This is a genomic window from Shimia sp. SK013 (assembly GCF_001292625.1).
Classification (GTDB): domain Bacteria; phylum Pseudomonadota; class Alphaproteobacteria; order Rhodobacterales; family Rhodobacteraceae; genus Shimia.
Genome location: NZ_LAJH01000012.1, coordinates 1 through 23,808, shown reverse-complemented (window position 1 = coordinate 23,808; position 23,808 = coordinate 1). Strand labels below are relative to the sequence as shown.

25 protein-coding genes, 1 tRNA gene and 1 pseudogene are annotated in these 23,808 nt (G+C 55.1%); 13 read left to right on the top strand and 14 right to left on the bottom strand.

Annotated features, from left to right (window positions below; genetic code table 11):
• Positions 1–8: 8 nt before the first annotated feature.
• On the bottom strand, positions 9–662 hold the full coding sequence (locus SHIM_RS09870; RefSeq protein WP_054002496.1) for a protein-L-isoaspartate O-methyltransferase family protein: 654 nt from the start codon (positions 660–662) through the stop codon (positions 9–11).
• A gap of 219 nt (positions 663–881) precedes the next feature.
• Between SHIM_RS09870 and SHIM_RS09865 the strand changes: the two genes are divergently transcribed.
• Positions 882–955: transfer RNA gene (locus SHIM_RS09865), tRNA-Cys, on the top strand.
• A 68-nt stretch (positions 956–1,023) separates the two neighbouring features.
• Here the strand turns inward: SHIM_RS09865 and SHIM_RS09860 are convergent.
• From SHIM_RS09860 to SHIM_RS19975, 3 genes are all read right to left on the bottom strand, one after another.
• Positions 1,024–1,971, bottom strand: a complete 948-nt coding sequence (locus tag SHIM_RS09860) for a site-specific integrase (protein WP_241488831.1) — start codon at positions 1,969–1,971, stop codon at positions 1,024–1,026.
• A gap of 80 nt (positions 1,972–2,051) precedes the next feature.
• Entirely contained in the window at positions 2,052–2,243 is a 192-nt protein-coding gene (locus tag SHIM_RS09855; protein ID WP_054002494.1) for a hypothetical protein, read from the bottom strand.
• 24 nt (positions 2,244–2,267) lie between these two features.
• On the bottom strand, positions 2,268–2,462 hold the full coding sequence (locus SHIM_RS19975; RefSeq protein ID WP_082358355.1) for an Arc family DNA-binding protein: 195 nt from the start codon (positions 2,460–2,462) through the stop codon (positions 2,268–2,270).
• 84 nt (positions 2,463–2,546) lie between these two features.
• Between SHIM_RS19975 and SHIM_RS09850 the strand changes: the two genes are divergently transcribed.
• Positions 2,547–2,861 carry an Arc family DNA-binding protein gene (locus tag SHIM_RS09850; protein WP_054002493.1) on the top strand — a complete coding sequence of 105 codons (315 nt, stop codon included), beginning with the start codon at positions 2,547–2,549 and terminating at the stop codon, positions 2,859–2,861.
• A gap of 2 nt (positions 2,862–2,863) precedes the next feature.
• Here the strand turns inward: SHIM_RS09850 and SHIM_RS20530 are convergent, their stop codons facing one another.
• Positions 2,864–3,256, bottom strand: coding sequence for a hypothetical protein (locus tag SHIM_RS20530; RefSeq protein WP_241488830.1), 393 nt, complete (start codon positions 3,254–3,256; stop codon positions 2,864–2,866).
• A gap of 407 nt (positions 3,257–3,663) precedes the next feature.
• Here SHIM_RS20530 and SHIM_RS09840 point away from each other — a divergent pair, with 407 nt between their 5' ends.
• Together SHIM_RS09840 and SHIM_RS09835 are read left to right on the top strand one after the other, a co-directional pair.
• On the top strand, positions 3,664–3,876 hold the full coding sequence (locus SHIM_RS09840; RefSeq protein ID WP_054002491.1) for a helix-turn-helix domain-containing protein: 213 nt from the start codon (positions 3,664–3,666) through the stop codon (positions 3,874–3,876).
• Between the two features lie 2 nt (positions 3,877–3,878).
• On the top strand, positions 3,879–4,079 hold the full coding sequence (locus tag SHIM_RS09835; RefSeq protein ID WP_054002490.1) for a hypothetical protein: 201 nt from the start codon (positions 3,879–3,881) through the stop codon (positions 4,077–4,079).
• 462 nt (positions 4,080–4,541) lie between these two features.
• Here the strand turns inward: SHIM_RS09835 and SHIM_RS09830 are convergent, their stop codons facing one another.
• Genes SHIM_RS09830 through SHIM_RS09810 form a run of 5 tightly spaced genes read right to left on the bottom strand, consistent with a single transcriptional unit; the run spans position 4,542 to position 10,587 of the window.
• Positions 4,542–6,527: a TRAP transporter large permease subunit gene (locus tag SHIM_RS09830; RefSeq protein ID WP_082358354.1), complete on the bottom strand. Its 1,986-nt coding sequence runs from the start codon at positions 6,525–6,527 to the stop codon at positions 4,542–4,544.
• Between the two features lie 29 nt (positions 6,528–6,556).
• Complete coding sequence (locus tag SHIM_RS09825) at positions 6,557–7,618, bottom strand: C4-dicarboxylate TRAP transporter substrate-binding protein (RefSeq protein WP_062946301.1); 1,062 nt, start codon at positions 7,616–7,618, stop codon at positions 6,557–6,559.
• A gap of 51 nt (positions 7,619–7,669) precedes the next feature.
• Positions 7,670–8,299 carry a nuclear transport factor 2 family protein gene (locus SHIM_RS09820; RefSeq protein ID WP_054002489.1) on the bottom strand — a complete coding sequence of 210 codons (630 nt, stop codon included), beginning with the start codon at positions 8,297–8,299 and terminating at the stop codon, positions 7,670–7,672.
• An 11-nt stretch (positions 8,300–8,310) separates the two neighbouring features.
• Entirely contained in the window at positions 8,311–9,807 is a 1,497-nt protein-coding gene (locus SHIM_RS09815; RefSeq protein ID WP_241488829.1) for an aldehyde dehydrogenase family protein, read from the bottom strand.
• A gap of 60 nt (positions 9,808–9,867) precedes the next feature.
• Positions 9,868–10,587: a GntR family transcriptional regulator gene (locus SHIM_RS09810; protein ID WP_193749902.1), complete on the bottom strand. Its 720-nt coding sequence runs from the start codon at positions 10,585–10,587 to the stop codon at positions 9,868–9,870.
• Positions 10,588–10,775: 188 nt separating this feature from the next.
• Here SHIM_RS09810 and SHIM_RS09805 point away from each other — a divergent pair, with 188 nt between their 5' ends.
• The 7 genes from SHIM_RS09805 to SHIM_RS09775 all read left to right on the top strand — a co-directional run bounded on the left by SHIM_RS09805 (position 10,776) and on the right by SHIM_RS09775 (position 17,156).
• Positions 10,776–11,843, top strand: a complete 1,068-nt coding sequence (locus tag SHIM_RS09805; RefSeq protein WP_054002920.1) for a maleylacetate reductase — start codon at positions 10,776–10,778, stop codon at positions 11,841–11,843.
• Positions 11,844–11,871: 28 nt separating this feature from the next.
• Positions 11,872–12,771 (top strand): intradiol ring-cleavage dioxygenase, encoded by a 900-nt coding sequence (locus SHIM_RS09800; RefSeq protein WP_054002487.1) that lies wholly within the window; start codon positions 11,872–11,874, stop codon positions 12,769–12,771.
• Positions 12,768–13,316: an NADPH-dependent FMN reductase gene (locus SHIM_RS09795; protein WP_054002486.1), complete on the top strand. Its 549-nt coding sequence runs from the start codon at positions 12,768–12,770 to the stop codon at positions 13,314–13,316. Before SHIM_RS09800 ends, SHIM_RS09795 begins: the two co-directional genes overlap by 4 nt.
• A gap of 80 nt (positions 13,317–13,396) precedes the next feature.
• A complete protein-coding gene (locus tag SHIM_RS09790; RefSeq protein ID WP_054002485.1) occupies positions 13,397–14,179 on the top strand; it encodes a coniferyl-alcohol dehydrogenase in 783 nt (260 codons plus the stop codon).
• An 11-nt stretch (positions 14,180–14,190) separates the two neighbouring features.
• Positions 14,191–15,372: an OsmC family protein gene (locus SHIM_RS09785; protein ID WP_054002484.1), complete on the top strand. Its 1,182-nt coding sequence runs from the start codon at positions 14,191–14,193 to the stop codon at positions 15,370–15,372.
• 44 nt (positions 15,373–15,416) lie between these two features.
• Positions 15,417–16,265 carry a 3-keto-5-aminohexanoate cleavage protein gene (locus SHIM_RS09780; RefSeq protein WP_054002483.1) on the top strand — a complete coding sequence of 283 codons (849 nt, stop codon included), beginning with the start codon at positions 15,417–15,419 and terminating at the stop codon, positions 16,263–16,265.
• Positions 16,266–16,745: 480 nt separating this feature from the next.
• Positions 16,746–17,156: a GFA family protein gene (locus SHIM_RS09775; protein WP_054002482.1), complete on the top strand. Its 411-nt coding sequence runs from the start codon at positions 16,746–16,748 to the stop codon at positions 17,154–17,156.
• Positions 17,157–17,468: 312 nt separating this feature from the next.
• Here SHIM_RS09775 and SHIM_RS09770 read toward each other — a convergent pair whose 3' ends face one another.
• The 4 genes from SHIM_RS09770 to SHIM_RS09755 form a co-directional block, all read right to left on the bottom strand.
• A complete protein-coding gene (locus SHIM_RS09770) occupies positions 17,469–18,296 on the bottom strand; it encodes a sulfite exporter TauE/SafE family protein (protein WP_054002481.1) in 828 nt (275 codons plus the stop codon).
• Between the two features lie 97 nt (positions 18,297–18,393).
• On the bottom strand, positions 18,394–20,358 hold the full coding sequence (locus tag SHIM_RS09765) for a TRAP transporter large permease subunit (protein WP_054002480.1): 1,965 nt from the start codon (positions 20,356–20,358) through the stop codon (positions 18,394–18,396).
• A complete protein-coding gene (locus SHIM_RS09760) occupies positions 20,355–21,428 on the bottom strand; it encodes a C4-dicarboxylate TRAP transporter substrate-binding protein (RefSeq protein WP_054002479.1) in 1,074 nt (357 codons plus the stop codon). Before SHIM_RS09760 ends, SHIM_RS09765 begins: the two co-directional genes overlap by 4 nt.
• A 13-nt stretch (positions 21,429–21,441) precedes the next feature.
• Positions 21,442–21,918 carry a RidA family protein gene (locus SHIM_RS09755; RefSeq protein WP_082358352.1) on the bottom strand — a complete coding sequence of 159 codons (477 nt, stop codon included), beginning with the start codon at positions 21,916–21,918 and terminating at the stop codon, positions 21,442–21,444.
• A gap of 264 nt (positions 21,919–22,182) precedes the next feature.
• Between SHIM_RS09755 and SHIM_RS09750 the strand changes: the two genes are divergently transcribed.
• Positions 22,183–22,986, top strand: coding sequence for an AraC family transcriptional regulator (locus SHIM_RS09750; protein WP_054002477.1), 804 nt, complete (start codon positions 22,183–22,185; stop codon positions 22,984–22,986).
• A gap of 209 nt (positions 22,987–23,195) precedes the next feature.
• Positions 23,196–23,654: pseudogene (locus SHIM_RS20525) on the top strand (DDE-type integrase/transposase/recombinase).
• Positions 23,655–23,808 lie beyond the last annotated feature (154 nt).

The window sequence follows — 23,808 nt, the reverse complement described above, 5'->3', positions numbered from 1 at the left end:
GTCTTGTTTTAGAGTTGAAAGGCGCGACTTTTTTCAAAGCCGGGCAAAACAGGAGCGCTCGCGTTGAACGCAAAACGCCAATTCATCTTACCATCGATTTTATAACCAATACGCACAACCCCCAAAGCGCCGTCAACAAACAAAACTGCGATCCGGCCGCCCTCTTTGACTTGCGCTAAAATGGCGTCTGGCAGTTGCTCCACGGCTCCCTGCAGCAGAACACAGTCATATGGACCGTGTTCGGCCGCACCGTCGCTCAGCGGGCCCACGTGCACAATGGCGTTGTCCACACCTTGCTCTGACAGTGTCGTCTGTGCATCTTCGGCCCGCGACTCGTCGCTCTCTAGTGCAATTACGGCTTCCGCCATGCGCGCCATTACAGCTGCAGAATAGCCAAATCCTGTGCCGACATCGAGAACCAACTCGTCATTCTGGATGTCCAGTTCGTCCAGGATCTTTGCGAGAACGCGTGGATCAAGCACCACACGACCATCTTCCAGCGCAACATGTTCGCCAACATAAGCCGCGTCACGTTTCGCGCTGGGAACAAAAGCTTCGCGTGGGACGGACAACATAGCTTCGATGACCGTGTATTTTGTAACGTCAGAAGGACGGATTTGCGTATCAACCATAGTTGTTCGGAGGGCAGTATAGTCTGTCATTTCCAACTCATTTGATCGGACTCATCTGCTGATCTCATGCCACAATTGACTTAGTTGAGCAACGCCTGCCAGACGGATTTCACAACAGGTGTCCAATATGTCGCCGCGCGGATCGGCATTATCGACACGCGAAAATGCGCGAAAAAACCACTTGCACGTCCGCTGAATTCATTTCATGTATGCGCGACTTCGAGGGCAAGGCTCCGAAGCACCACGGATGGCGAGTTGGCGGAGTGGTGACGCAGCGGATTGCAAATCCGTGTACACCGGTTCGATTCCGGTACTCGCCTCCAATAAAATCAATGACTTGCGTCATCCCAACTCTCCTTCACTGCCATTTTTGAAACAACCGTTGAAACTTTCACGTTTCGGTCTTGCTTCGTTCCATTTGATTTCTTGCCTCTTGAGCGCGCTTCGCGAGCTCTCTTTGCCGGATCGGCCCACCGTACTTTTTTAGCATCTCAACGCCTGAGTGACCTGTGACAGCCTTGACCATCTCGTCATCACATCCTGCCAGATACAGCTCGATCGTCGCGTTTTTCCTCAGCCCGTGCGTTTTGTAGTAGCTCGCCTTCTCGTGCTTCATCTTCCTTTTGATGGTACGCATTTCCTCGGCAACGATACGGTAGCTCACTGGTCGACCCTTCGCGTCGGTCACAACAGTGCCGTCTGTTCGCGCGATGCCTTCGAGATGGGTTTTCAGTCGGTCGGTAAGCGGGATCCACAACGGCTTGTCGGTTTTACCCTGCGTAAAATCGAAACCTTCATCGGAAAAGTGCTCCCACTTCATCTTCACGACATCGCCAATGCGTTGGCCTGTACCAACGCAAAGCTCGTAAACCAGCCGCGCCCTCTTTGAAGCCAGCGCTTCGAACTCGGCACGAACATCGTCTGGCCAAGGCTCCCAGCCGTCGCTCTGCTGCTTAAAGAGCGGGATGCCCTTCGCCGGGTTGCCATGCTCTTTCTTGATAAAGCCAATCAATCGCGCGTGGTTCATCAAGACGACCATGACCTGAACGAGATAGTTGGCTTGCCTCCAATGATCCGCATTGGCGCGGTGCAGTTCGTAAATGTGATGGGTTTCGATCCTGGCCGGGTCTTTCTCGGCCCAGATCTCACGAATGTGGCTGATGTACCGCCGATAGTCGGATCTCGTCCGGGGCTTCAGCTTCTTGTAGGCGTCACTCTCGTAGTAGCTAAGAATCAGCGCTTCAAAATTGCGCCTCACCGGCGCAGGCGCTGGCTTTCCCTTCAGCAGTCGATTGTAGTGATCCCAGAATTCCGGCGTGCCCGCTTCTTCGTGCATCATGACTGAGATACCGCGTGAGCGCCGAATAAACCGAAGGTACCCCCTATCATTGTAGACGTATTTTGGAAGGCTCTTGCGGGTCATTCGCCCATTCTCAGGTCACTGTTGAGGAAGTCGTCTGCTGCCTCGGCCGCCACCATGTTGGCGTCAACGATGATGCTGCCATCGGGTTTGATCTCGAACTTCGCGCGTTGCCAGCCTGCCTCCCGCGCCTCGCGGATAAAGGCCGAGGCCGCTTGTTTCGCTTTCGTCTGTACACTTGCTTTGGTCATAGTACCAACACCTCTCTCACCGGGTTAACAACGCGCATTATCGCCCTGATCCATAATGATATTTCCAATTGTTCCAGGTGTAGAGCGCCTGTCCTTTGCCGCGCGAATGGCGCGGATCACTTCAGAATTCTGGGAGTTGCCGTTGCGATCGGACTCCGCCTTGATCCACTCTTTGAGCTCTTGCGGAAGCCGAAGCTGCATTGGTTTACGACTGTTCATGAAACGCCTCCAGGTTGAAACCACAACCCGTTAGTGGCACTTAGCCACTATTGCGTCAATCGAATTTTATGGCACAGTGCCACCATGTCAGAACAAAGTGCTCAAAATCAGGACAAGTTCATTGTGCGATTGCCGGATGGCCTTCGTGACCGGATACGGCTTGCGGCCGAGAGCAATCACCGTAGCATGAACGCTGAGGTCGTTGCCCTCCTTGAAGAAAACTACCCCGCGCCAGTCCCGGAAAACATCAGCGACCCTGCAGCCCGAATGCTATTCTGGCTCGCCAAACGAATCCGACGGAGAAGCCCGAAACCGGGCTCACCCAGAGACAAGCAAGCCGCCCTATACGAGCGTATTGCGGGCGATATTTCGGAACGCATGAAGGATATCGGGGAATAGCCTTAGTAGGCCACCCACTCGTATCCATGGTTGCCTTCGTGATCTTCCCATTCAACGCCGACCCCGCGACGCCAATTCGATGACGAACACCGTCGCGACGGCAGCACCCATTGCGGGGCCGCTGCTGGTGTCGTTCGTTGCCAGCTAAATTCACCCTGCGTGCCATAGGTCCCGAGGCGCATATTGTAACTCTCAGAGCAATCATCGTCGCGACCGCGTTCGCGATGGCTGTAGTACCGAACATCCCAGACGCGGATCGAGCGCACGAAATCAAACTCGAGGCCGCTGATGTCGATATCGGCGCCGCCTTCGACCACCTGCGCTAAAATGAATTGACCAAGGTTCTCTCCCGTTAGAGTGATTGCGTCCCAAACTCGTGGTGCCGTGCTTTGCAACGGACCTCGCTCCGCAACCCCCATCGGACACCGCCAGATCTGCAACGGCGGCTCGATCGGCCAGGGCGTAATCCGCCTAATGAAAACCACACGAGCATGGGCACATTCTGCTGAAGCTGGCCACCCGCCAGCCAGGCAAAGCAGAATGGCGCAATCAACCTGGTAGGCTTTTGCCGCCTGCGGAGCCAAGCTGGAAACGACACCTACGGCGACCCCGCCAAGCAAATTACGGATCGATTTGAGCCACATATCAATAAGCGCCTTTCGACTTCATTCCTATAATATTGAAGGTTGTTGCCCAACTTCGCCCAGCACACCATATGCGAGCAAGCGATTAGGTCCACTCGCGCGCGTTTTGTGGAATATATTCCGTAGAGCAATTCTTGTGATCTGCCCGAATACAGGCCATGAAATTACGGGAACAAGTAGGGTTAAATATCCGGAATCTAAGAAATTCCAGAGGATTGAGCCAAGAACAATTAGCTTTAGCTGCCGACATGGATCGCAGCTATACCAGCGAGATCGAGCTCGCGAAATTCTCAGCATCGATCGATGTTCTGGAGCGGATCGCACATGCTCTCGAGGTCGCTCCCAAGGAATTGTTTAACGAGAGGGGCTAGTTTTGCCCGAATTTGAGAGTAGTCGCACAACCGCCGAAGCCATCGGCCGTATTACGTGCATCAAAACAGGCGTCGAAATCGGCCTACTTTATCAGTGGGATAACGGCGACACGCAGGCCGCGCTGCACGAAGACGGCCTGCTTCGATCGACAATCTGCCCGGAGCAACATGCAGTACCGGACCTTGGTGCAAATCGCGGCTAAGGGCCGGAATGAGCCCATTCCGACCGATGCTGCACGGCGCACCGATGGCTGCTGCAAGGAAATTCGCAAAGACTCGAGAGATGCAAACCGAGCAAGACATTGGGCTATTTTGTTTTCGGAACTGGAGCGCGTTCTTCTTCCTCACATTTGCCGCGCAGGCTGCGGTTTGCGTTGGAACAGTGGATTATTCCGTTACTCGCATCGGGTCGACCAGTGCTCCTCGTCGCCCGCGAAAAGTGCTTTGACTGTTGCTGTAGTATGACGAACATGCGGTCCCTGCAAACGTCCAAACGTACACTCTGCTCCTAACGCTTGGTGTATCCCTGCACTAAGTCGGCAACCATTCCGCAGGAATTGAGCGGAGAACGGATGTGTTTTTCAAAACGTTTCACCCAAGCCAACTAGCGAGGTTTTTTCTGTCTCCCTCCCGACCTGGGCCAACGCCACGGTCGCTTTCCAAGGCTATTTCTGGAAGGTCATCGACGCGAGGTCCGGGAAAAGGATGATCAGAATCGTCATCAAAAACATCACAAAGACAAAGGGCTGCACGCCCTTAAAGATGTCGACCAAATCGATCCCCTTGTCCCTGAGGGTCGCCGCGACGACATAGCAAGACAGGCCAAAAGGCGGTGTCAGCAGACCGATTTCAACAGCGATCACCGTCAGAATGCCAAACCAGATCGGATCACCACCCAGCGCTGCCACGGTTGGCAAAGCAATTGGCACTACAATCAACATGATCGAAACGGATTCCAGGAACATCCCCAGGATAACGAGCAAGATCACATAAATTGCTGCAAATTGAAGAAGGCTCAGGTCCAGGCTGTTGATCAACGTCCCGACGTTTTGCACGAAACCGGAAGAGGCCAGCATGATCGTGAATATGTTCGCAGCTAAGATAAGGAACAGTACGGTGGTCGCAATCTGGCCAGTCTCGACCATCACCTGCCATAGCTTTTGCATCGGTAACCGGCGGCGTAGGATTGCATAGATCAGGGCACCCGCCGATCCGACGGCGCCTCCTTCGGTAGGTGTGAAGAACCCGCCGTAAATCCCGCCAAGAACAAGGACGATCAGCCCGATGATTGGTGCCAGATAAAGGGCCGCTTGGCCAATGCCAGATATCGCGTCAACGTCGGATCCGGCATCCGGTGCGGTGTCGAATACTTTGTGTGGACGAAACGTTGCATTGAACCAAATCATAAAGGACATCGCAAATGCCAGGATAAGGCCAGGAACGATAGCGGCAATAAAGAGGTACCCCACCGATTGTTCAGCCAGAAACCCATAGACAATCAAAAGCAGGCTGGGCGGGATCAACATGCCCAGCACCGAGCTGCCCGCAACAACCCCAACCGAGAATTGTTTGTTATATCCGTGACGGATCATTTCCGGTGTGGCTACTTTGGAAAAGACAGTGGCCGAGGCGACCGAAGATCCGGTGATTGCCGCAAACATAGCGTTGGCCCCAACCGTTGCAATACCCAGACCACCCCGAATGGGTCGGGTTAGCCAGCTAGCCACAGCAAACGTTTCTTTGCCAATATCTGCAGCGGCGACCAAGAGGCCCATCAACACGAACAGTGGCACAGCGCTGAAATAGTAGTTCGCGAGAAATTCGTTTCCGGCCAGTCCCAACATGGAATAGCCAAAGCCGATCCGGCCCTTTAACAGCCACAATCCGATAAAGCCGATCAGCAGCATGGCGACACCAATATGTACGCCCGTCATAACGACAAGGATCAACGTTGCCAGCAGGATCGCACCGATTGCAAATGTCGAGAGTCTTGCATCCATAACCATTGGGAACACGGTGAACCACAGGATCGTGAGTGTAGCCAATGTCAGGACCAAGCCAATCATTCCAGCTTTGCCGTGGTTAGCATAGACGCTGCCGACTTTTTGAAACGCCCGCGCCAGGAATGCCAGCGCGGTCATCGCGCTACCGATCAGGACAAGAAACCGCAATGGCCAGACCTGAAACGAAAACTCGCCCGGAACACCGACGATTTCCGCATCAACATAGGCATCGACCAGTTTGGGCCACGTGGCTTGAGCCAGCAATACCATGGCGATCAGGCCAATGATCGAAACAACGACCTCGATCACTGCGACGCTCAGCGGAAACCGTTTGCCGAAAATGGACAGCATGAAATCTGCCCGTGCCATCCGTTCGGCGTAAACCGTGTTGGCAAGTTGAAGGAACGCAGCCCCCACAATCGAATAGGCCGCAATTTCTGTCACACCACGAATGGGTGACAGAAAAAACTCGCGGGCCACGATTTCGGTGCAGATCAGGATCACCAGAGCAAAGAACCAGACGGTGCCAATGCTACTCATGAATTCTGTGGTGCGCCTAAGTACTTTGTTGGACACCGTGGCAAGTGGATTGGCCGAGCCGTGCTCGTCCTCCAAAACAGATCTGGATACTGGAGTTTGATCGGCCATTTCATTTTCCCTACGTAAAGTCTGGTTTCTTATTCAGCCCAATCGCGCAGCGGCTCAAAGCCACGGCTGCGAGCAGCATCAAGGAACGCATTCAGTACGTCGGCAGCAGGAAGGCCCGCCTCTTCGTTCCGCGCAACCCAATCGCCAGCGAGATCAGGAAGTCCAGCGGCCCATGCCTGACGATCCGCATCACTGAGGGTCGAAACAATTGCCCCCTCCGCAACCATGAGATCCATAAATCTTGCTTCGCGTGATGCGACTTGATCAGCCACCATTGTGCTGTATTCGCCGCCAAGATCGGTAAGTACGGATTGCACATCTTCGGGAAGACTATCCCAAGTGTCATTGTTGATTGTCAGCGCGCCTGTGATCGGACCGCCCATATCAACCAGTGTGATATACGGGGCCACCTCATGAATCTTGAACGGATACATACCGTTCGTCGTCATGACAGCACCGTCGGCAATACCGGTGGAAATGTTGTTGTAGAATTCAGGAAAGGCCGCGTCGACGGCAATAGCGCCAGTGCCATGCAGCCAGTTTGCAACCGCACCCGCCGCAAGAAGCTTCATCCCACGCAGATCTTCGATCGAGTTGATGGGTTTATTGGTGATCAGGTGATAAGATCCGTCAGCCATCGCCCCAAGAAAGCGCTGGTTGTAATCATCCCACTGCTCGTTCATTGCGGGCACGGTTTCATGCAATTCGTTACCAATCTCAGTCAAGGCATGAACGTCGCCCACCAGGAACGGTGCATAGAAATGGACATTTTGCAGCGGCAGGTTGGCCGGTTCAAAAATCGTGCCTACCCAAGCCAGATCAGCCAGGCCAATCTCGACGCCTTCTAGGGCATTTGGGGCGTTGAACAGGGCGCCAGCATAGGCTTCTGTCCATTCGATTTGATGTTCGCTGCCCATCGCAGTGAGCCGCGCATTGGTTTCAGGCACCACGTGGTTGGTGATGACTTCGACCCAGGGCAACACTGGGGGATGGCTGGACCCGGCAGTTAAGCGGATCGTATCTGCGGATGCAAATGTGGTTGCTGCGGCGACACAGACGGTCGCCCACAGGAATGTACATTTGAGTTTCATTGGTTTCTCCTCCCAAAAAATAGCGTCGCGGAAGATCCCGCGATCCTTAGTTCATTTCCAAGTGTTTCCGGCCCAGTTGACCGCGCCGCCGCTTAGCCATTTTTCGCCCTCGGCATATAGCTCTTCGACGCGGTCCCCTTTCAGGCCCGGCATGTTTTTTTCGACCTCATACCCAACCTTGGTTTGGATATAGGCTAGATGGCGGTAACCGATTGGAAACTGATCCAGCAGCGCCTGATCCAGCACCAGTTCTGCATTCCGATCAACGGCGTCCAGACGGTCTTTTTCGTAGATCGGCTGACGCAGGCACATGCCCCATTTTCCGTCACGCTTTTCCAGAAAGTCATAGAACCGCCCGGTGCAGACAACGTCACAGGACACCCCATGCACATCGCCACGTTGGGAAATGGTCATTTTGGTTTGCGTCACTGCGCGTGTGCCTTGGATGTCAGCGGTGAATCCCCCCAAAAAGTGCAGGATTGAAACGCCACGTTTCCAGCCTTCTTTGTTCATCGCAATGAATTCGTCGGCCGTACCTTGTGTCCAAGTGGCCATCATGCGCCCATCATCGTGCCAGACCGTGCGGAATTTTTCCCACATCCCGGCGTCACGCCAGATGGCCCAATTGTCGATAAGTTGCCTGAGCTCCAGGCGATCCAACAGATCCTGATTCACGTTCATATCCCTTTCAATTAAAACGGTGTTTTCCGACCACCGCGTTCGATTGTCAGCCACCGGGTCTGGGTAAATGTCTCAACCGACCAACGCCCACCATGGCGACCCATTCCGCTGTTTTTCACGCCTCCGAACGGCACAGTCGGCTCGTCGTAGATTGTTGTGTCGTTGACATGCGCCATGCCGCTTTCGATGCGGTGCGCGACGCGCAGGCCACGGGCCTCGTCGCGGGTCATCACCGAGGCCGACAGCCCATATTCACTGTTGTTGGCCAGTGCGATCGACTCATCTTCGCCGTCGGCAAAAATGATGTTCGCAACTGGTCCAAAGACCTCTTCGTGAAAGATGTTCATGTCAGGTGTCGCGCCGGTGATCACTGTGGGTTCAAAGAACAGCCCATCGCGTTTACCGCCATGTTCAAGGGTCACACCCTGTTCAATGGCTTGGGCCAGACGACGATCAACGGCTTCGACTTGTTTCTGGTTGATGATCGGCCCGATCTGGTTCTCCATTTTCGTTGGATCACCCAGTTTCAGTTCGTTGGTGGCCGCTATGAATTTCGTCAGGAATTCATCAGCCCGTGATCGGTCAACAATGATCTTTTCCGTGGCCATGCAGATCTGACCCTGATGAAAAAACGCGCCGAACCGGGCCGCACTGATTGCCCGATCAAGATCGGCGTCATCCAGAACCAGCAGGGAATCCTTGCTGCCCAGTTCCACACAGGCCTTTTTCAGCAATCCGCCTGCAGTCGCGGCGATGTTTTTGCCCACGGCAGTAGAGCCGGTAAAGCTGATCGCCTTGACCAATGGATTGATGACCAATTCGTCGCCGACCTCGGCCACACGATCACGCGAGCAGGTCACAACGTTCAAAACGCCCGGCGGCATTCCGGCCTCTTCAAAGACTTCGGCCAGCATCAGACCACCGGTGACAGGTGTTTCCTCGGAGGGTTTCAAAACGATGGTGTTGCCAACCGCAAGCGCCACACCCAGCCCACGGCTGGACAGCAACAGCGGCACGTTCCACGGCGAGATGACTGAAATGACACCCAACGGCGACCGTTCAACCTGACTGACCTTGTGGCTTTCGGACCGCAGCGTTTCGCCCATAGCTGAATAGGCCTCGGCGGCGGCGGCGCGATAAACCGTTGGGGCATAGGTGATTTCGAACATGCTTTTGCGGACCCAGCCGCCACATTCTGCTGTCAGCGCGGCAATGAATTCGTCACGGCGGCGTTCCAGCACATCGGCCACACGGTTCAGCAGGATGGCCCGTTCGGTAAAGGGCAATGCAGCCCAGGCTGGCTGCGCTTTGGATGCAGCGCTGATGGCAGCGGCGGCATCCTGGCGACTGGCATCGGCAACTTCGCTCCAAACCCTGCCCGTGGCAGGGTTCATAACCTCAAAGGTCTTGCCATCATGGGCTTGCACCCACTCGCCGCCAATCGGCATGCCCTTTTTGGCAAATCGCGCGCTCAGTTTTTGATCTTTCATCAGTTCATCAAGTGACACAACGGGTCTCCCAATCATCGGTTTGAGCAATAGCGATCCTGAAACGTGCCACCGCCGAGTTTATTTTCCTGTTGCAAGCTTGAGAGATGGGACATGAGCGTCCACATCCTGCCCGACAAACAGTCGCGCATAATCAAGCGTTGCATTCGAGTGTTCACGCATCACCATTTCGGCGCGCATCGCATCACCGCGCAAAATCGCGTCGTGAATGACAGCGTGTTGCGCGTGACCAATCGACATCCGCAAAAATTCGCCATCCAAACGGTCCGTGCGTGACGCAACAGAGCCCAGTTCAGCCAATGGCAAATGGCGAATGCGTTCATAGGCCATCATGATGTATTCATTGCCGCAATGTTCCATGATCGTCTTATGAAACAGCGTGTTCGCGTTCTGATATTCCTCGACATCACTGACCGTCGCGGATTTTCTTTCGATGATGCTTTCGGTGACCCGCAAGGAATGCGAAAACGCCTGACGGGCATCTTCAGGGGCGCCATGTCTGGCCATATAGCCTGCGGCGGTTCCTTCCAGGACACCACGCGCCATCAGGATCTTTTCGACATCGCCAATTTTGACTTCTCGGACCGTGTAGCCACGACCGGGTCGTTTTTCGACCAATCCATTCATTTCAAGGCGCGCCAAGGCGAGCTTTGCGGGAGTGCGGGAAACGCCCAGCATTTCGGCGACGACGACTTCGGAAATTTTTTCTCCAGCATCAATTTCACCCTCCAAAATCATGCGTCTTAGCTCGGATAGAACCCTTTGCTCTGCATCTGCCATTTGTGGTCTCCCATTTTTTACTCTTTGCATTATGGGATCCATTTTACGGCCTTTTCAGCGAATATTGAAGAGATATCGCCAAGTTTGGATTCGGTCAACACAAAATGCATCCAATAAAGCGATTTTGTGTCCGCTATTGACTTACCGCGCAACTTAATGGATCCATAATGAAAGTGCAGGAGGTGCAGATGAATCAATTCTCATACAAATCCGGGGCAGCGCGCATCGAATTTGGCCGTGGAAATTTTGGCCGTGTTCGCGATCTGGTGTTGGACCTGTCCTGCACAAGAGCGGTTGTTTTAGCGACTGAACAACAAGGAGAAATCGCCGAAACCGCGACCAAGCATCTTGGATCGGTTGCCGGTGGATCCTTTGCGGGTGCCGTCATGCACACCCCCATTGAGGTGACAGAGGGGGCGGCCGCCTATTGTGATTCTGTTCAGGCGGATTGTCTTGTTTCTGTTGGTGGGGGATCGACAACCGGGCTGGGCAAAGCGATTTCGTACAGAACCGGATTGCCCCATATCGTGGTTCCGACGACCTATGCAGGGTCTGAGGTCACGCCGATTCTGGGGCAAACGGAACAGGGTCTAAAAACCACCATCAATGATACCAAAGTGCTGCCAACGGCTGTGATTTATGATCCGGACCTGACCGATACGTTGCCATTAAAGATGAGCATAGTCAGCGGCTTGAACGCCATGGCACATGCTGCGGAGGCGCTTTATGCCCAAAACAGAAACCCGATTTCATCGATGCTGGCGGTCGAAGGACTGTCTGCAATGAAGGATGGTTTGGGACAGATCGCCTCAGATCCGCAAAGCAAGTCTGGACGCGATTCGGCTTTGTATGGCGCGTGGCTGTGTGGAACTGTCCTTGGGCAGGTCGGAATGGCCCTGCACCACAAGATTTGTCACACGCTGGGCGGGTCGTTCGACATGCCCCACGCCGAGACACACGCAGTCATGCTACCCCACACCATTGGCTACAACGCACAGGCTGTGCCAGATGTGTTGCAGCCAATTGCCACCCTGTTTGGCGGCGAACCTGGGCCCGCTCTATATGAGTATGCGAAATCGGTGGGATCACCTGTCGCTCTCAAGGATCTGGGTTTCAAAGAAGAGGACTTGGATCGAGCGGCATCTATCGCCGCCAGCAATCCATATTGGAATCCAAGACCCATTGATGAGGCCGGACTAAGGGTCATGCTTCAAAACGCATTTGACGGCGCGACGCCGCCCCACACCCCACAATAATCAAATCAAAGATAGCGAGGATCACAAGATGGACGCGCATGAATTTGGGTACTTTACCGAAGAAAACTCGGTCGAAGTTGTCACCAACCGGAACAAGAATACGCAGAACCCACGCCTGAAAGAGGTGATGGAGGTCATCACCCGCAAATTACATGAAGCGGTCAAAGAGATTGAACCGACGGACGAAGAATGGATGCACGCCATCCAGTTCCTGACCAAAACCGGCCAAATCTGTGATGATTACCGCCAGGAATACATCCTGCTGTCAGATATTCTGGGCGTTTCGATGTTGGCCGACGCCATCCAAAGCCGCAGACCCTCTGGCGCGACGGAAAACACAGTGCTGGGACCATTTCATGTGGGTGAAGTGCCCGAAATGGAGATGGGATCGAACATCTGTCTCGACCAAAAGGGCGAACCGATGTTGGTCCATGGCTGCATCCGTGATCTGGCCGGGAACCCGTTGAAGGGTGCGCGCATTGATGTCTGGCAAGCCAATGACGAAGGCTTTTACGACGTGCAGCAGCGCGGCGTTCAGCCCGATTTCAACCTGCGGGGAGTGTTTCATACCGGCGAAGATGGCCGGTATTGGTTCAAAGCGATCAAGCCGAGATACTATCCAATCCCCGATGACGGCCCTGTTGGACAATTGTTGGGAATGCTGGGTCGACATCCCAATCGCCCGGCACATTTCCACTATCTGATCACGCTGGATGGATATCAGAAACTGACCACGCACATCTTTGATCCTGACGACAAATACATCCACTCGGATGCGGTGTTTGGCGTCAAGGAAAGCCTGATGGCCGAATTCAAACGCATCGATGATCCCGCCAAAGTAAAGGAGCATGGGTTTTCGGATGTCTACTATGACGTCGAATACGACTTTGTTCTGGCGCAATCCACGGACAAGGAAACCGCCGCATGAAAAACGTTCTATTCATCTATGGCAGCCTGCGCGAACAATCGTCGTCAAAGGCATTGACCCTTGCGTTGGCCGACCGGCTTGGCGATCAATGTATCGTTACAATCGCCCAAATCGGCGATCTGCCGCACTTTAACTCGGACATCGAACGCAATGGCGCGGTCACAACCTTTGTTGATCAGATCGCGGCAGCTGACGGCATCGTCATTGTCACGCCAGAATATAATTACAGCGTGCCGGGTCCGTTGAAAAATGCCATCGACTGGGCATCGCGCCCCGCGTTGAATTCAGTGTTCAAAGGCAAACCGGTTTTCGTGATTTCGGTGTCAGCGGGCGCCTTGGGAGGCGTCCGTGCGCAGGCACATTTGAAATACATCCTCAATGGGATGCTCGCGCAGGTTTATCCCGCCCCGGAAATCGTTGTGGCCCATTCAATCGCCGCCGTGGAAGACGGGATATTCGCCAATGTTGCGACCCTGGATTTTGCTGCCGAGAACCTAAGCGGATTTTTCGACGTGCTGGACGCGCGCGAAGCTGCTCCGGAATAGCCGCCTAACCCAAAGACACAATTCAGAAGTTCAAATTTCGACGCATCCTCGCGATGTCGGAAATAGATCGGAGATCCCGAATGCATGATGGAAATACATATATTGTCACCGGCGTCGCGTCAGGCATCGGCGCAGAAACCGCACGTTTTCTACAAGAAAACGGTGCAAAAGTTATCGGTGTGGACCGCAACGAAACAGATGCTGTCGATCAGTTTCACAAGGTTGATCTAAGCGATCCGGCCTCGATTGACGCGCTCATTGATGCATTGCCATCCGGAGTGGACGGACTGGCCAATATCGCAGGTCTGCCACCAACCATGCCCTCTGACATGGTTCTCAAGGTCAACCTGTATGGCCTGCAACGCTTGACATTGGGATGTGTACCCAAGCTCGCTGATAATGCGTCGATTGTTAACTTGGCCTCTCTTGCCGGGTTTGGCTGGGCTAATGCGCTTCCTCAGGTCAAAGCCGCATTAGATCTGACTCTGGTCGATGACATAAAAGGGTTTTGTGACGCACAGGCGCTTAGCACGGATGCCAGTGGCAGGTCCTATTTTCTGAGCAAAGAGGCGTTGATCGTCTGGACCATGGCCAATCGCTGGACTTGGCGGGATCGTGGGATCACCATGAATTGCGTCAGCCCAGGACCTGTCGACACGCCGATCCTAGGAGATTTCCTAGAAACCCTGGGCGCGCGCGCAGAAGAAGACATGAAGGTCATGGATCGCCCAGGCACCCCACAGGATCTGGCGCCAGTTGTGGCGTTCGCCCTGAGCCAACACGCCAAATGGTTCCGCGGTGCGAACCTGACATCCGATGGTGGCATGTCTAACCACATCCTATCCAACATCCACGAATTTTAAAGGAACGCCCAATGGCTAAACTTGGCGAAGATATCATCGGAACAAGCGGGATTGCCCCATTTTTCAAAGTCTCGAATGCGGATGACGTGTCGATTGACGCTCCGGAAAACCGACTGGGCGATGCGTTGCGCACCTGGGTGCGGTCCCTCAGCGGGTTCCAAAAAGAGGCGCTGGTGCGTTCTGCGAAAACGGGTGACACATGGCGTCTTGTTTCGGATGAAGGACCTTATCTGAGCGGGCATGACGCCGCCCCTTGCCCCTTGGCGTTTCTGTCCAGCGGGATGGTCGCTAGCTACATGAACGAGATTGTCGCGCTTGCTGAAATTCAGGGCGTCAAGATTCGCAAGCTGCGCCTGATTCAGGACAATTATTATACGATGAAGGGCTCGATGCCCAAACGCACCATGGTCGGCGGCGCCGAGCCGGTCGAACTGGTGGTTGAGATCGACTGCGACCTGGATGACGGCGCGCTGACGCAGTTTCTGATGAATGCGGTTCATGCCTCGCCCTTGAACGGGCTGATGCGCGGTAAACTTGAAAGCCTGTTTAAGTTGGGCAAAAATGGCATTCCGCTGAAAACTGCAAAGGTCGCGGAACTAGACGCGCCATTGTTCCCAGACCCGGGCGATCATTTTGCTAAATCTGATGTAACACCAACCGACTTGCCCCTGATGGAACCAATCGGGCTAACACCGAAAAAGAACGTGTCAGGCGGCACGGTCAGCGCGGCTGGCAGTCTCGCAGCTGAACAGGATCGACGCCTGAATATCGGCGCTGTTGCGGTTCTGCGTGAGGATGGCATCAAGGACATCCAACAGATGCAGTATTCGCCCCACGGCACCTCGTTTCGGTTCCTGAGTTCCGAAGATGGCAGGGCGCCGGACGCCAATACGCTGATCAGTGCGGGCATCGGGTTCTGCTTTATGACGCAGTTCGGTCGGTTCGTGTCGATGCTGAAACTTGACCTGCCCGAATATCGGATCGTTCAGGATACACATTTTGGGTTGGGTGGCGCATCGGGCGGCACAGGCAAAGCTGGCACAGCCGATCCGATTGAAACGCATGTGTATCTGAACACAAGCGAGAGCGATGAAACCGCTCAGGAAATGCTTGATATCTCTGAGCAGACCTGCTTCTTGCATGCGTTCTGTCGCACCGACCTAAAAACGAAACTCAAGATCAACCGGGTCTAACGGTTGATCGCACAGCTCGATCGTCAGCCGAACAAGGAATCGATATGACATACCCCTGCATCATCTGCGTCGCCATCACGGGATCTCTTCCGACCAAAGCCGACAATCCGGCAGTTCCGATTTCAATTGAGGAACAGGTTGAAAGTACTCAGGAGGCGTATGAGGCAGGGGCAACAATTTGCCATGCACATATCCGCAATCCTGACCAAACCCCCAGTTCAGATCCTGAAAAATTCAGCCGCCTGAAAGAAGGGTTGGAAAAGCATTGCCCGGGGATGATCATCCAGTTTTCCACCGGCGGGCGTTCGGGCGCCGGTCAAGAGCGTGGCGGAATGCTTTCATTGAAACCAGACATGGCATCCTTGTCCGTCGGGTCAACCAATTTCCCAACACGGGTTTATGAGAACCCACCTGCGTTGGTAGACTGGCTTGCGGGCGAGATGAAAGGCCATGGGATCAAAACTGAAGTCGAAGCATTTGACTTGGGCCATATTTTTCGGGCAGCAGAGATGTATCGGGAAGGCCTGATTTCGGGGCTTCCTTATGTGCAATTCGTGATGGGTGTGAAAAACGCGATGCCTGCAGATCGCAAGGTTTTTGATTTCTACGTCGCGACCACAAAGCGTCTGTTCGGGGAAGAAACGCCGTGGTGTGCGGCGGGTATCGGGCCCAACCAGATCATCTTGAATGATTGGGCAATTTCATCTGGCGGGCATGCGAGGACCGGACTTGAGGACAACGTACGTCTTGATCGGGCCACACTGGCGCCATCGAACGCCGCCCTAGTTCAACGAGTTGTGCATTTGTGTGAATCCTACGAACGTCCCGTGGCATCAAGCAGCGAAGCTCGTGAGATCCTCGGATTGGCTCCCCTTTTGACAACAACCCCATGATTTCCCAGAAGGCCCGGCTTCATCTTTGCCGACCGTCGGTAATCATGTTGGCCCGTCATCCGAGTACACCAAACAGATTGACCATTGGACCCAGTAGGCTCCTGTTAGGGCCTGAAGCCTATCCGATCAAACAGTTCAAATGAGGGAAGTTAGCATTGGTGTGTCATTAAAAAGCAGACCCTAATTCATTATCCGCGAACTAGCGCATTGTCCGCATTGCCGCCATCGAACGGATCAAAATGCTGCGCAACCGCTCCAAAGTCCGCTTCGGGGAGGCTGCGGCGCAGCGACGCAAGGTAGGGTCAATGTCCGGTGTGGGCCGTGAACGACGAAAGGCATGATTTTCGATCCGCTGATGCTCTGCGACGCCGAAACTGTCTTTCTTTTAGCCCCTTTTGACCCGGATCCAACACGCGGATACAAAGGAACAATGAAATGCGTTCGACTGGCGGCAGGGCTTACCGGTCGCGAGGAGTGTGAATGGACAACAATCCGACCACGGGACAATGCCTTTGTGGCGCTGTGAAATTCCGCATATCAGGAGAGTTCGAGAGCTTTTTCCTATGCCACTGTTCCCGCTGCCGCAAGGACAGCGGTTCTGCCCATTCGGCAAACCTGTTTTCGTCCACTGCCAAAATCACCTGGGTGTCAGGCGCTGCAAACATCAAGACGTTTCATCTCCCTGGTTCGCGCCACATGAAGAGCTTTTGCTCCGACTGCGGATCCGCACTGCCTATTTCCCAGCCGGAGATTGGTTTGATTGTGGTGCCCGCGGGCTCGCTTGACAGCCCAATCGACATTCGACCCAACGCGCATATCTGTTGTTCCAGTCGCGCGAACTGGGACGAAGCTCTGGCCTCCATCGAAAGGATCGACGGACTTCCCGGCTGAACGGTCGCGCCGATGATGCATTTCTGACAACAGCCAGACGATAAGGACGCGACCATCGGCGTCGTCCGGCTCTGCTGTCATTCGAGGGACAGAGATGCTGCGTGATGCACGAATGGCCGCAATGGCGGACCGCATTGCAGCATTTAGAAGTGATGGCCAAGGTCCGCAACGGGCCGGTCGCATCGATCGACACGACAGGCGGAAACCGGGCTTATGCTACTCTTGCAAACGGTTCGCTTTAAGCGATTCAACGTTCCTTCGGTAATATACGCCCCGCACCGAACGTGTGTCCCCATTAAACACCTTTGCCGCTTAGGCCACAGCGACGTTTACAGCGAGGATAATCAGAATAACTCCAAAAATTCGCTTTTGCATGTTCCCTTGAGCGCGCATTGCCAACCACGCGCCGAAAGGTGCGCTTGCCATGCTGCCGATTCCTATACCTAATGCCGCAGGTAAATAGATAAGGCCGAGAGTCGGTCCTGGGAGCGTCGAAAGGTTTGGAGGTGTTGTTTGCAGGGCGTAGAACAGCAGGCCGACGAGAACAACAGGCAATCCAATGGCCGTGGATGTCCCTACGGCTGTGGGCATTTTTCTTCCGCGCCGCGACAACCACGGTACAAGGAAAATACCGCCGCCTGCACCAATAAGGCTCCCCGCCAGTCCTGTCAGGAAAGACACGCCCAGATCGAAGGGGCCGTTTGAAGGCGTTTCGCAGTTCTCTTGTGCCTTTGGCGTTTTAGAGCGCTTGGAGGGGCGCAGCATCATCCATGCAATCATCAATTCCATGATGCAGATGCACCATCGCAGCGCTTCTGCGGGGATGACTTCAATGGCTAAAATGCTACCCACCCCCATGCCGCCAACAGCGAGCGGCATCAGCGCCCAGAAGGTTTTGTAGTCGACGTTACCGTGCTTTGCGTGGGCGCTGACGGAGGTGAGTGCGCCCATTGCCACGCATCCCAAAGTGGTAGCCAGTGCTACAAGGGGCACCTCCGCTGTGGGCAGCCCGAAATGTGGAAGGGCAACGATGAGCGCGGGGGCCGCAATTAGCGCCATTCCAATGCCAAGAAAGCCGAGAAGTAAGCCCCCTACGGCGCCCGCCGCAAGGAAAATAAGAGCAAATAGGATCGGGGTCATGTTAGTCCTTTGGGTGTCAGAAGCCGCGCCACCCCCACTGTGGGAGCAGATCTTGGGGCTTACGGTGGAAATGGGAGGGCTGGTTTGAAAAAGTGGGTTAGCGGAACATCGTCACGATCTCTGGCACGCATACCAGTACACCAATGATGGCCAGCATTGCCCCGACAAAGGGCATAGCGCCGATGAAGACATCCGTTAGTGTTACGCCTTGGCGCGATAGAACCTCGCGCACGGTGTAGGCCGATAAACCGAAGGGGGGGGTCAAAAGGCCAACCTCAACCGCGATCACCAGCACCACGCCAAACCATATCGGATCCGCTCCTGCTTGAATGATCAGCGGCAGCGCAATAGGCGTCAGCACAAGGATGATCGAGACGGAATCAAGAACCGACCCGAGCAAGAGGGCGACAACAATGACCACGAACATCAACGCCATGAGTTGCAAGTCAGCCGATTGTAGCAATGCATCAAGCTCCATGGGCAGTCGAGAGAACGCGAGCAAGCGCGTATAGGCACTCGCCGCTGCCATCAAGATGAGCATTGCGGAGGAGATCAGCCCAGCCTCCAGTGCGGTATGGCCGAGGCCACTCAGGGTGATGGTGCGTCGCACCATCGCGATGACAATCGCCGCTGCAAGCCCCACACCCGCCGCTTCCGTCGGGGTGAACCAACCAGAGTAGATGCCGCCAAGCACCAACGCCACAAGCAAGGCCACGGGCCCAAGGCGCGACGCAATTTCGCGCAGGCTCATACTGTCCTCAATGCTAACGCGCGGCACATCTGTACTGGTATCGTCCTCGGCATTTGCCGAAGCCTTGACATTCTTCGGGGCGAGCAGCCATGCCACCACGGCGAAGGCACATGCGAGGAGGAGGCCCGGAACGATAGCGGCAACAAACAGCTGCCCGATGCTTTGCTCGGCGGTGAGGCCAAAAACGATGAGAAGCAGCGACGGCGGTATGAGCATCCCGAGAACCGACGACCCCGCCACCGTCCCAACGGCACGACGCGGTGAGTATCCTGCCGAGATCATGGGGCCTACGGCGACGCGAGAAAAGACCGCCGCTGACGCGATGGAGGAGCCGACGACAGATGCAAAGATGGCGTTTGCTATTACCGTTGAAATCGCCAAGCCGCCACGGACGCGGCGCAGCAGATAGGCTGCGACAGAGAAGGCATCCTCGCCCAATCGCGCTTTGTCGAGGACAAGGCCCATCGCCACAAAGAGCGGTACGACGGCAAACTCGAAATTGGCAATGGAGCGCGTGAGGGCGACGCCGATGGCGACCTCGGTGACGCGGAAATTCTCACGAATAAGGTAAATGCCGAGCGCAGAGAGGACGATCAAAATCGTCGCAATGGGAAACCCGAGCATCAAGAAGATGAACAGCGCGGCGATAAAAGTTGCGCCAACGAAAAGGGGATCGGTTGGCATGATGGCGACGAATACTGCAAAGCCAGCCATGGTGAGCAGGAGCACCCCGACCCGCCACGTCGCGGAACGGGCCAACCCACCGTCACCCAAGAGGGTGGTAAGGTTAACCGCCAGCAACGCCACGGCCGCCAGCGCGCTTGCCGCAACGCCGAAGACTACAATAGCAAGGAACGGCCATGTCGAGATCGCAAATGCGCCCGTTGACCCCACATAGTCCCCCTCGATATAGGCATCTATCGCCTCGGACCCGACCCATGGGCCAAACAGGGCAAACACCGCGAGAAGCACGATGGCATAGGTAATGCCAAAGGGGGCGTGGCGCGGGTTATCGTGATCGAGTGGCCCGGTGAACAGCTCCACGCGAAACAGTTTCCCTGTGAGGAGCAGCATCGGCAATTGAAGGAACACCACGGGGGGAACGGAAAGGGCGATGAATTCGGTTAGCCCTGTAAGTGGATTGTTGAACACGGATCGCGCGATCACCTCTGAACAGATCAACACCGCAATTGCGCAGGTCCAAGCGGCGCCTGCCGCCGCTGGAACCATTGCAATACGCCGCGCCAATTCAAGGAGCGCGATTCCGCTCCCGTGGGAGCGGACGCCAAGTACCGTATTCACGGCCGTCATTGTGCTACACTCCAGTCACGCAGTGGCTCGCTGTCGGTGGCTTCTATGGCGGAGAGGAACAGATCAATCGCCTGACGCCCATCGACGCCGCGTCTCTCTTGCTCCGCAACCCACGCGCCTGCAATGTCGGGAAGAGCGTCGGCCCATTCGGCGCGTTCCTCTGGCGTCAGACGGATCAAGGTAGCGCCGTCTTCTTCCATCTTGTTCAAGGCGACGTCGCGCAGTTGAATAATCTCTTTCGCCAGCGCCGTATTGTAGTTTTGTCCCAGCTCACGCAGGACCGTTTGCGCCCCCAGCGGAAGGCTTTCCCACGTGTCGAGGTTCATCGCCACACCGCCGCCGGGCGCGGGGCCCATGTCCAGCACAGTCACATAATTGCCGACCTCGTGCAGGCTAATCGACAACGCGCCGGAGGTGATCAAGAAGGCCGCATCACCGACGCCTGTTTCGAGTTGGTTATAGAGCGCAGGGATACCAGTATTGACGAAGGTTGCGCCATAGCCTTCGATCCAAGGCCCGATGGAGGCAACACCCAACACCTTTAACCCCTTAAGGTCCGCAGGTGTGCGGATCGGTGTTTTTGAAAAGATCTGGTAACCGTCGGTCGACATGGTGCCGAGATAGACCATGTTGTTTTTGGTCCATTCGTCGGAATAGAGCGGACTTGTTGTGCTCAAACGGTCGAGGATTTCCAAGGCGTCTATGGGATCCGGTGTCGAGAAGGGGACCGCATAGGGCGCATTGTGTACGGGCATTTTGCCAGGCTCGAACAGCGCGCCGACCCACCCCATATCAACCAGCCCGTCGGATACCGCTTCGAGAGTATCACCGACACCGTAGAGGACGCCGCCGTAATTCTCTGTCCAATCGACGCGTAAGTCCACACCCGCCTCTTCAAGTGCGGGATTGAGGCGGTCCACAATCTCGGATTTCATATTCGCCACCCAAGGGATCACCTCGGGGTGGCTCGATCCCACGTTGAGGCGCAAAACGTCCTGCGCATGGGCCGCAAGGCTCATGGATGCAATCAGTGAGGCTGTGAGGGCAGTTGTGCAAATGAAGCGTTTCATTTCTCGATATCCCTTATGCGTTGGTTTTTGGGTAAGTGGCGATAACGTCCAGCTCGATCCGCGCGCCGGGGGTCGAGAGAGAGTTGACGCAGATCATCGTGCTCGCGGGCTTCCAGTCGCCGAAGTATTCGCTCAACACGGTGTTGAGGCCGTCTTGGTCGCGCATGTCCGTGAGGTACTTTGTGACCTTGACCACATCGGTGACGCCCAGCCCCTGATGCTCAAGGATTGAGAGCACATTCAGCATGGCTTTGTGTGCTTGGGCTTCGATGTCGTTAGCGTGGTTGTGGTCCTCCCACTCGTGCGGATGTGCGTGGTAGAGGGGCGAGGCCGTCGCCCCCGAGAGGAACAACATGTCGCCGGGTGCTTCCAATCGGATTGCTGGCGCATAGGGCATGTCCGTGTGGCGTTCGGGAATGGTTTGAATTTCTTGAACGACAGGGTTGCTGGGGGAGGAGCGAAAGGCGGGACCGCGAGTGGGTGTCGACATGATGCAAGATCCTTACGTTGCAATTGGTTCCAATTTTTGAGCGTGCGCGGCGCTGGAATAGGCAGGTGCCCATTTTGCGTCCCGTGGCTGATGCAAACGATAAGAACGACCTTCCGTGAGGCCGTCAGTGGGGCAGGATAGATGTGGCAAAGAGACATAAGACAATGGCACGAAATCATAGGTGGCTAAGGCTGCGTGCATGAAAGGAGGCGGGTTTGCCTGAATTTTGTGCTGCGGACGATTTGCCGCAGAACGGATAGGGCGATGGGGATTCAGCAACCACAGACCGTAGAAGTCGAACGCAGCATATGGGATGCGGCCAATCTCGAGGCGTCTGACGACTTCGTGGCGAAGATGAAGGACGTCTCCAATCGCGATTCAGAAATTCCAATGCACGCGCATACGAGGGGGCAGTTGCTGCACGTGCGACGGGGCGTCATTGTCGTGGGCACAGCGACGGCCACCTACACCTTGCCTCCGGGGCGGGCGATCTGGCTGCCCCCTCAGGTGCCGCATTGGGCGCGGTATCCTCAGGCGTCGTCGATGGGGACAATCTTTTTCGAAAAGGACGCGATCGCGTGGGATAATCCTGCGGATGTGCAAATCTACCGACTGGATGAGCTGTCGACTGCTTTGTTGAATGAAGCCACCAAATTCGCCTTCAGCGCCACGTCCGACAAGATGCAGTACATGACATTGGTAATGCTCGTGACGCGGATGGAGAAACTCGACGACCGCGGGCTGTCATTGCCTGAAGGGCATGACCCTAGATTGCGGCTCGCGACGCGCTGGTTGCGCAACAACCCGACGGACAGAGAAGATCTCGACACGCTGTCTCGCTTCGCGAACTGTTCTCGACGGACGCTCTACCGCTTGTTTGATAGCGAGCTTGGCATGACCCCCGGCATCTGGCGTCGCCACATGCGTATGAGCCTCGCGTTGCAAATGCTGGCGACTGGCGCGCCGGTGAGCAAAGTCGCCGGAGAACTGGGGTTCACCAATCCGGGAAATTTTTCGGCGACCTTTAAGTCTATATTCGGAAAATCACCCAGCGCGTTCTTCTCGTAAATTGGCCAATAGGGAATAAGTCCAACAAAGCGCATAAATAAGCAGCCTGACAAGTAACGACGGAACACATCAACTGAAGTGGACCCTTTTTACGCCGCGATCTGGTCCCTTTTTACACTGCGATTGACAGGAGAACAGAGACTGGTTCGCATGGCACTGTCAGAGGAAACTCACTTATGAAGGGCAGGGTGGTTTTGTGGTTTGACTGGATGACGAAACGTTCTCCTTTTCGCTATTTCAAAACCAGTCCGGAAGTCATTCTCCTTGCGGCGATGCTATAGGTACGGTTTCCGCTCTCGCTGCGGAATGTGGAGGATTTGCTGCACGAACGGGGTATCGAAAGCAGCCATAAAACGTTACGGCAAGCCGGAGGTCGTCGTCACAGACAAACTGCGTTCATATGGCGCGGCGATGAAAGTTATTGGGAATGTGGCCGGGCAAGAAACCGGCCGTTGGCTGAACAACCGAGTGGAGAATTCACATCTACCTTTTCGAAGGCGAGAGCGAGCCATGCTTCGCTTTAGTCGTCTGCGAAGCTTGCAAAAATTTGTCTCCGTCCATGCTTCCGTTTTCAACCATTTCAATCAGGCAGACTTTCCCAAAGAGATCCTTTCAAGTTGAACCGCAACGCTGCTCTTGCTGAGTGGCGTGGCCTTTGCTCGGCATAAAGGTCAGCCTCACCGGCCTAGCAGAGACTGGTTCGAATTCGTCTGACACCACCGCCACTTACCTCATATCGAATGTTCTCTAACGCCTGCAGTGCTTACTGTCCGTCATCAGATAATTTGAGACAGATGGCAGTTTGACTTTGAGAGGTCATCG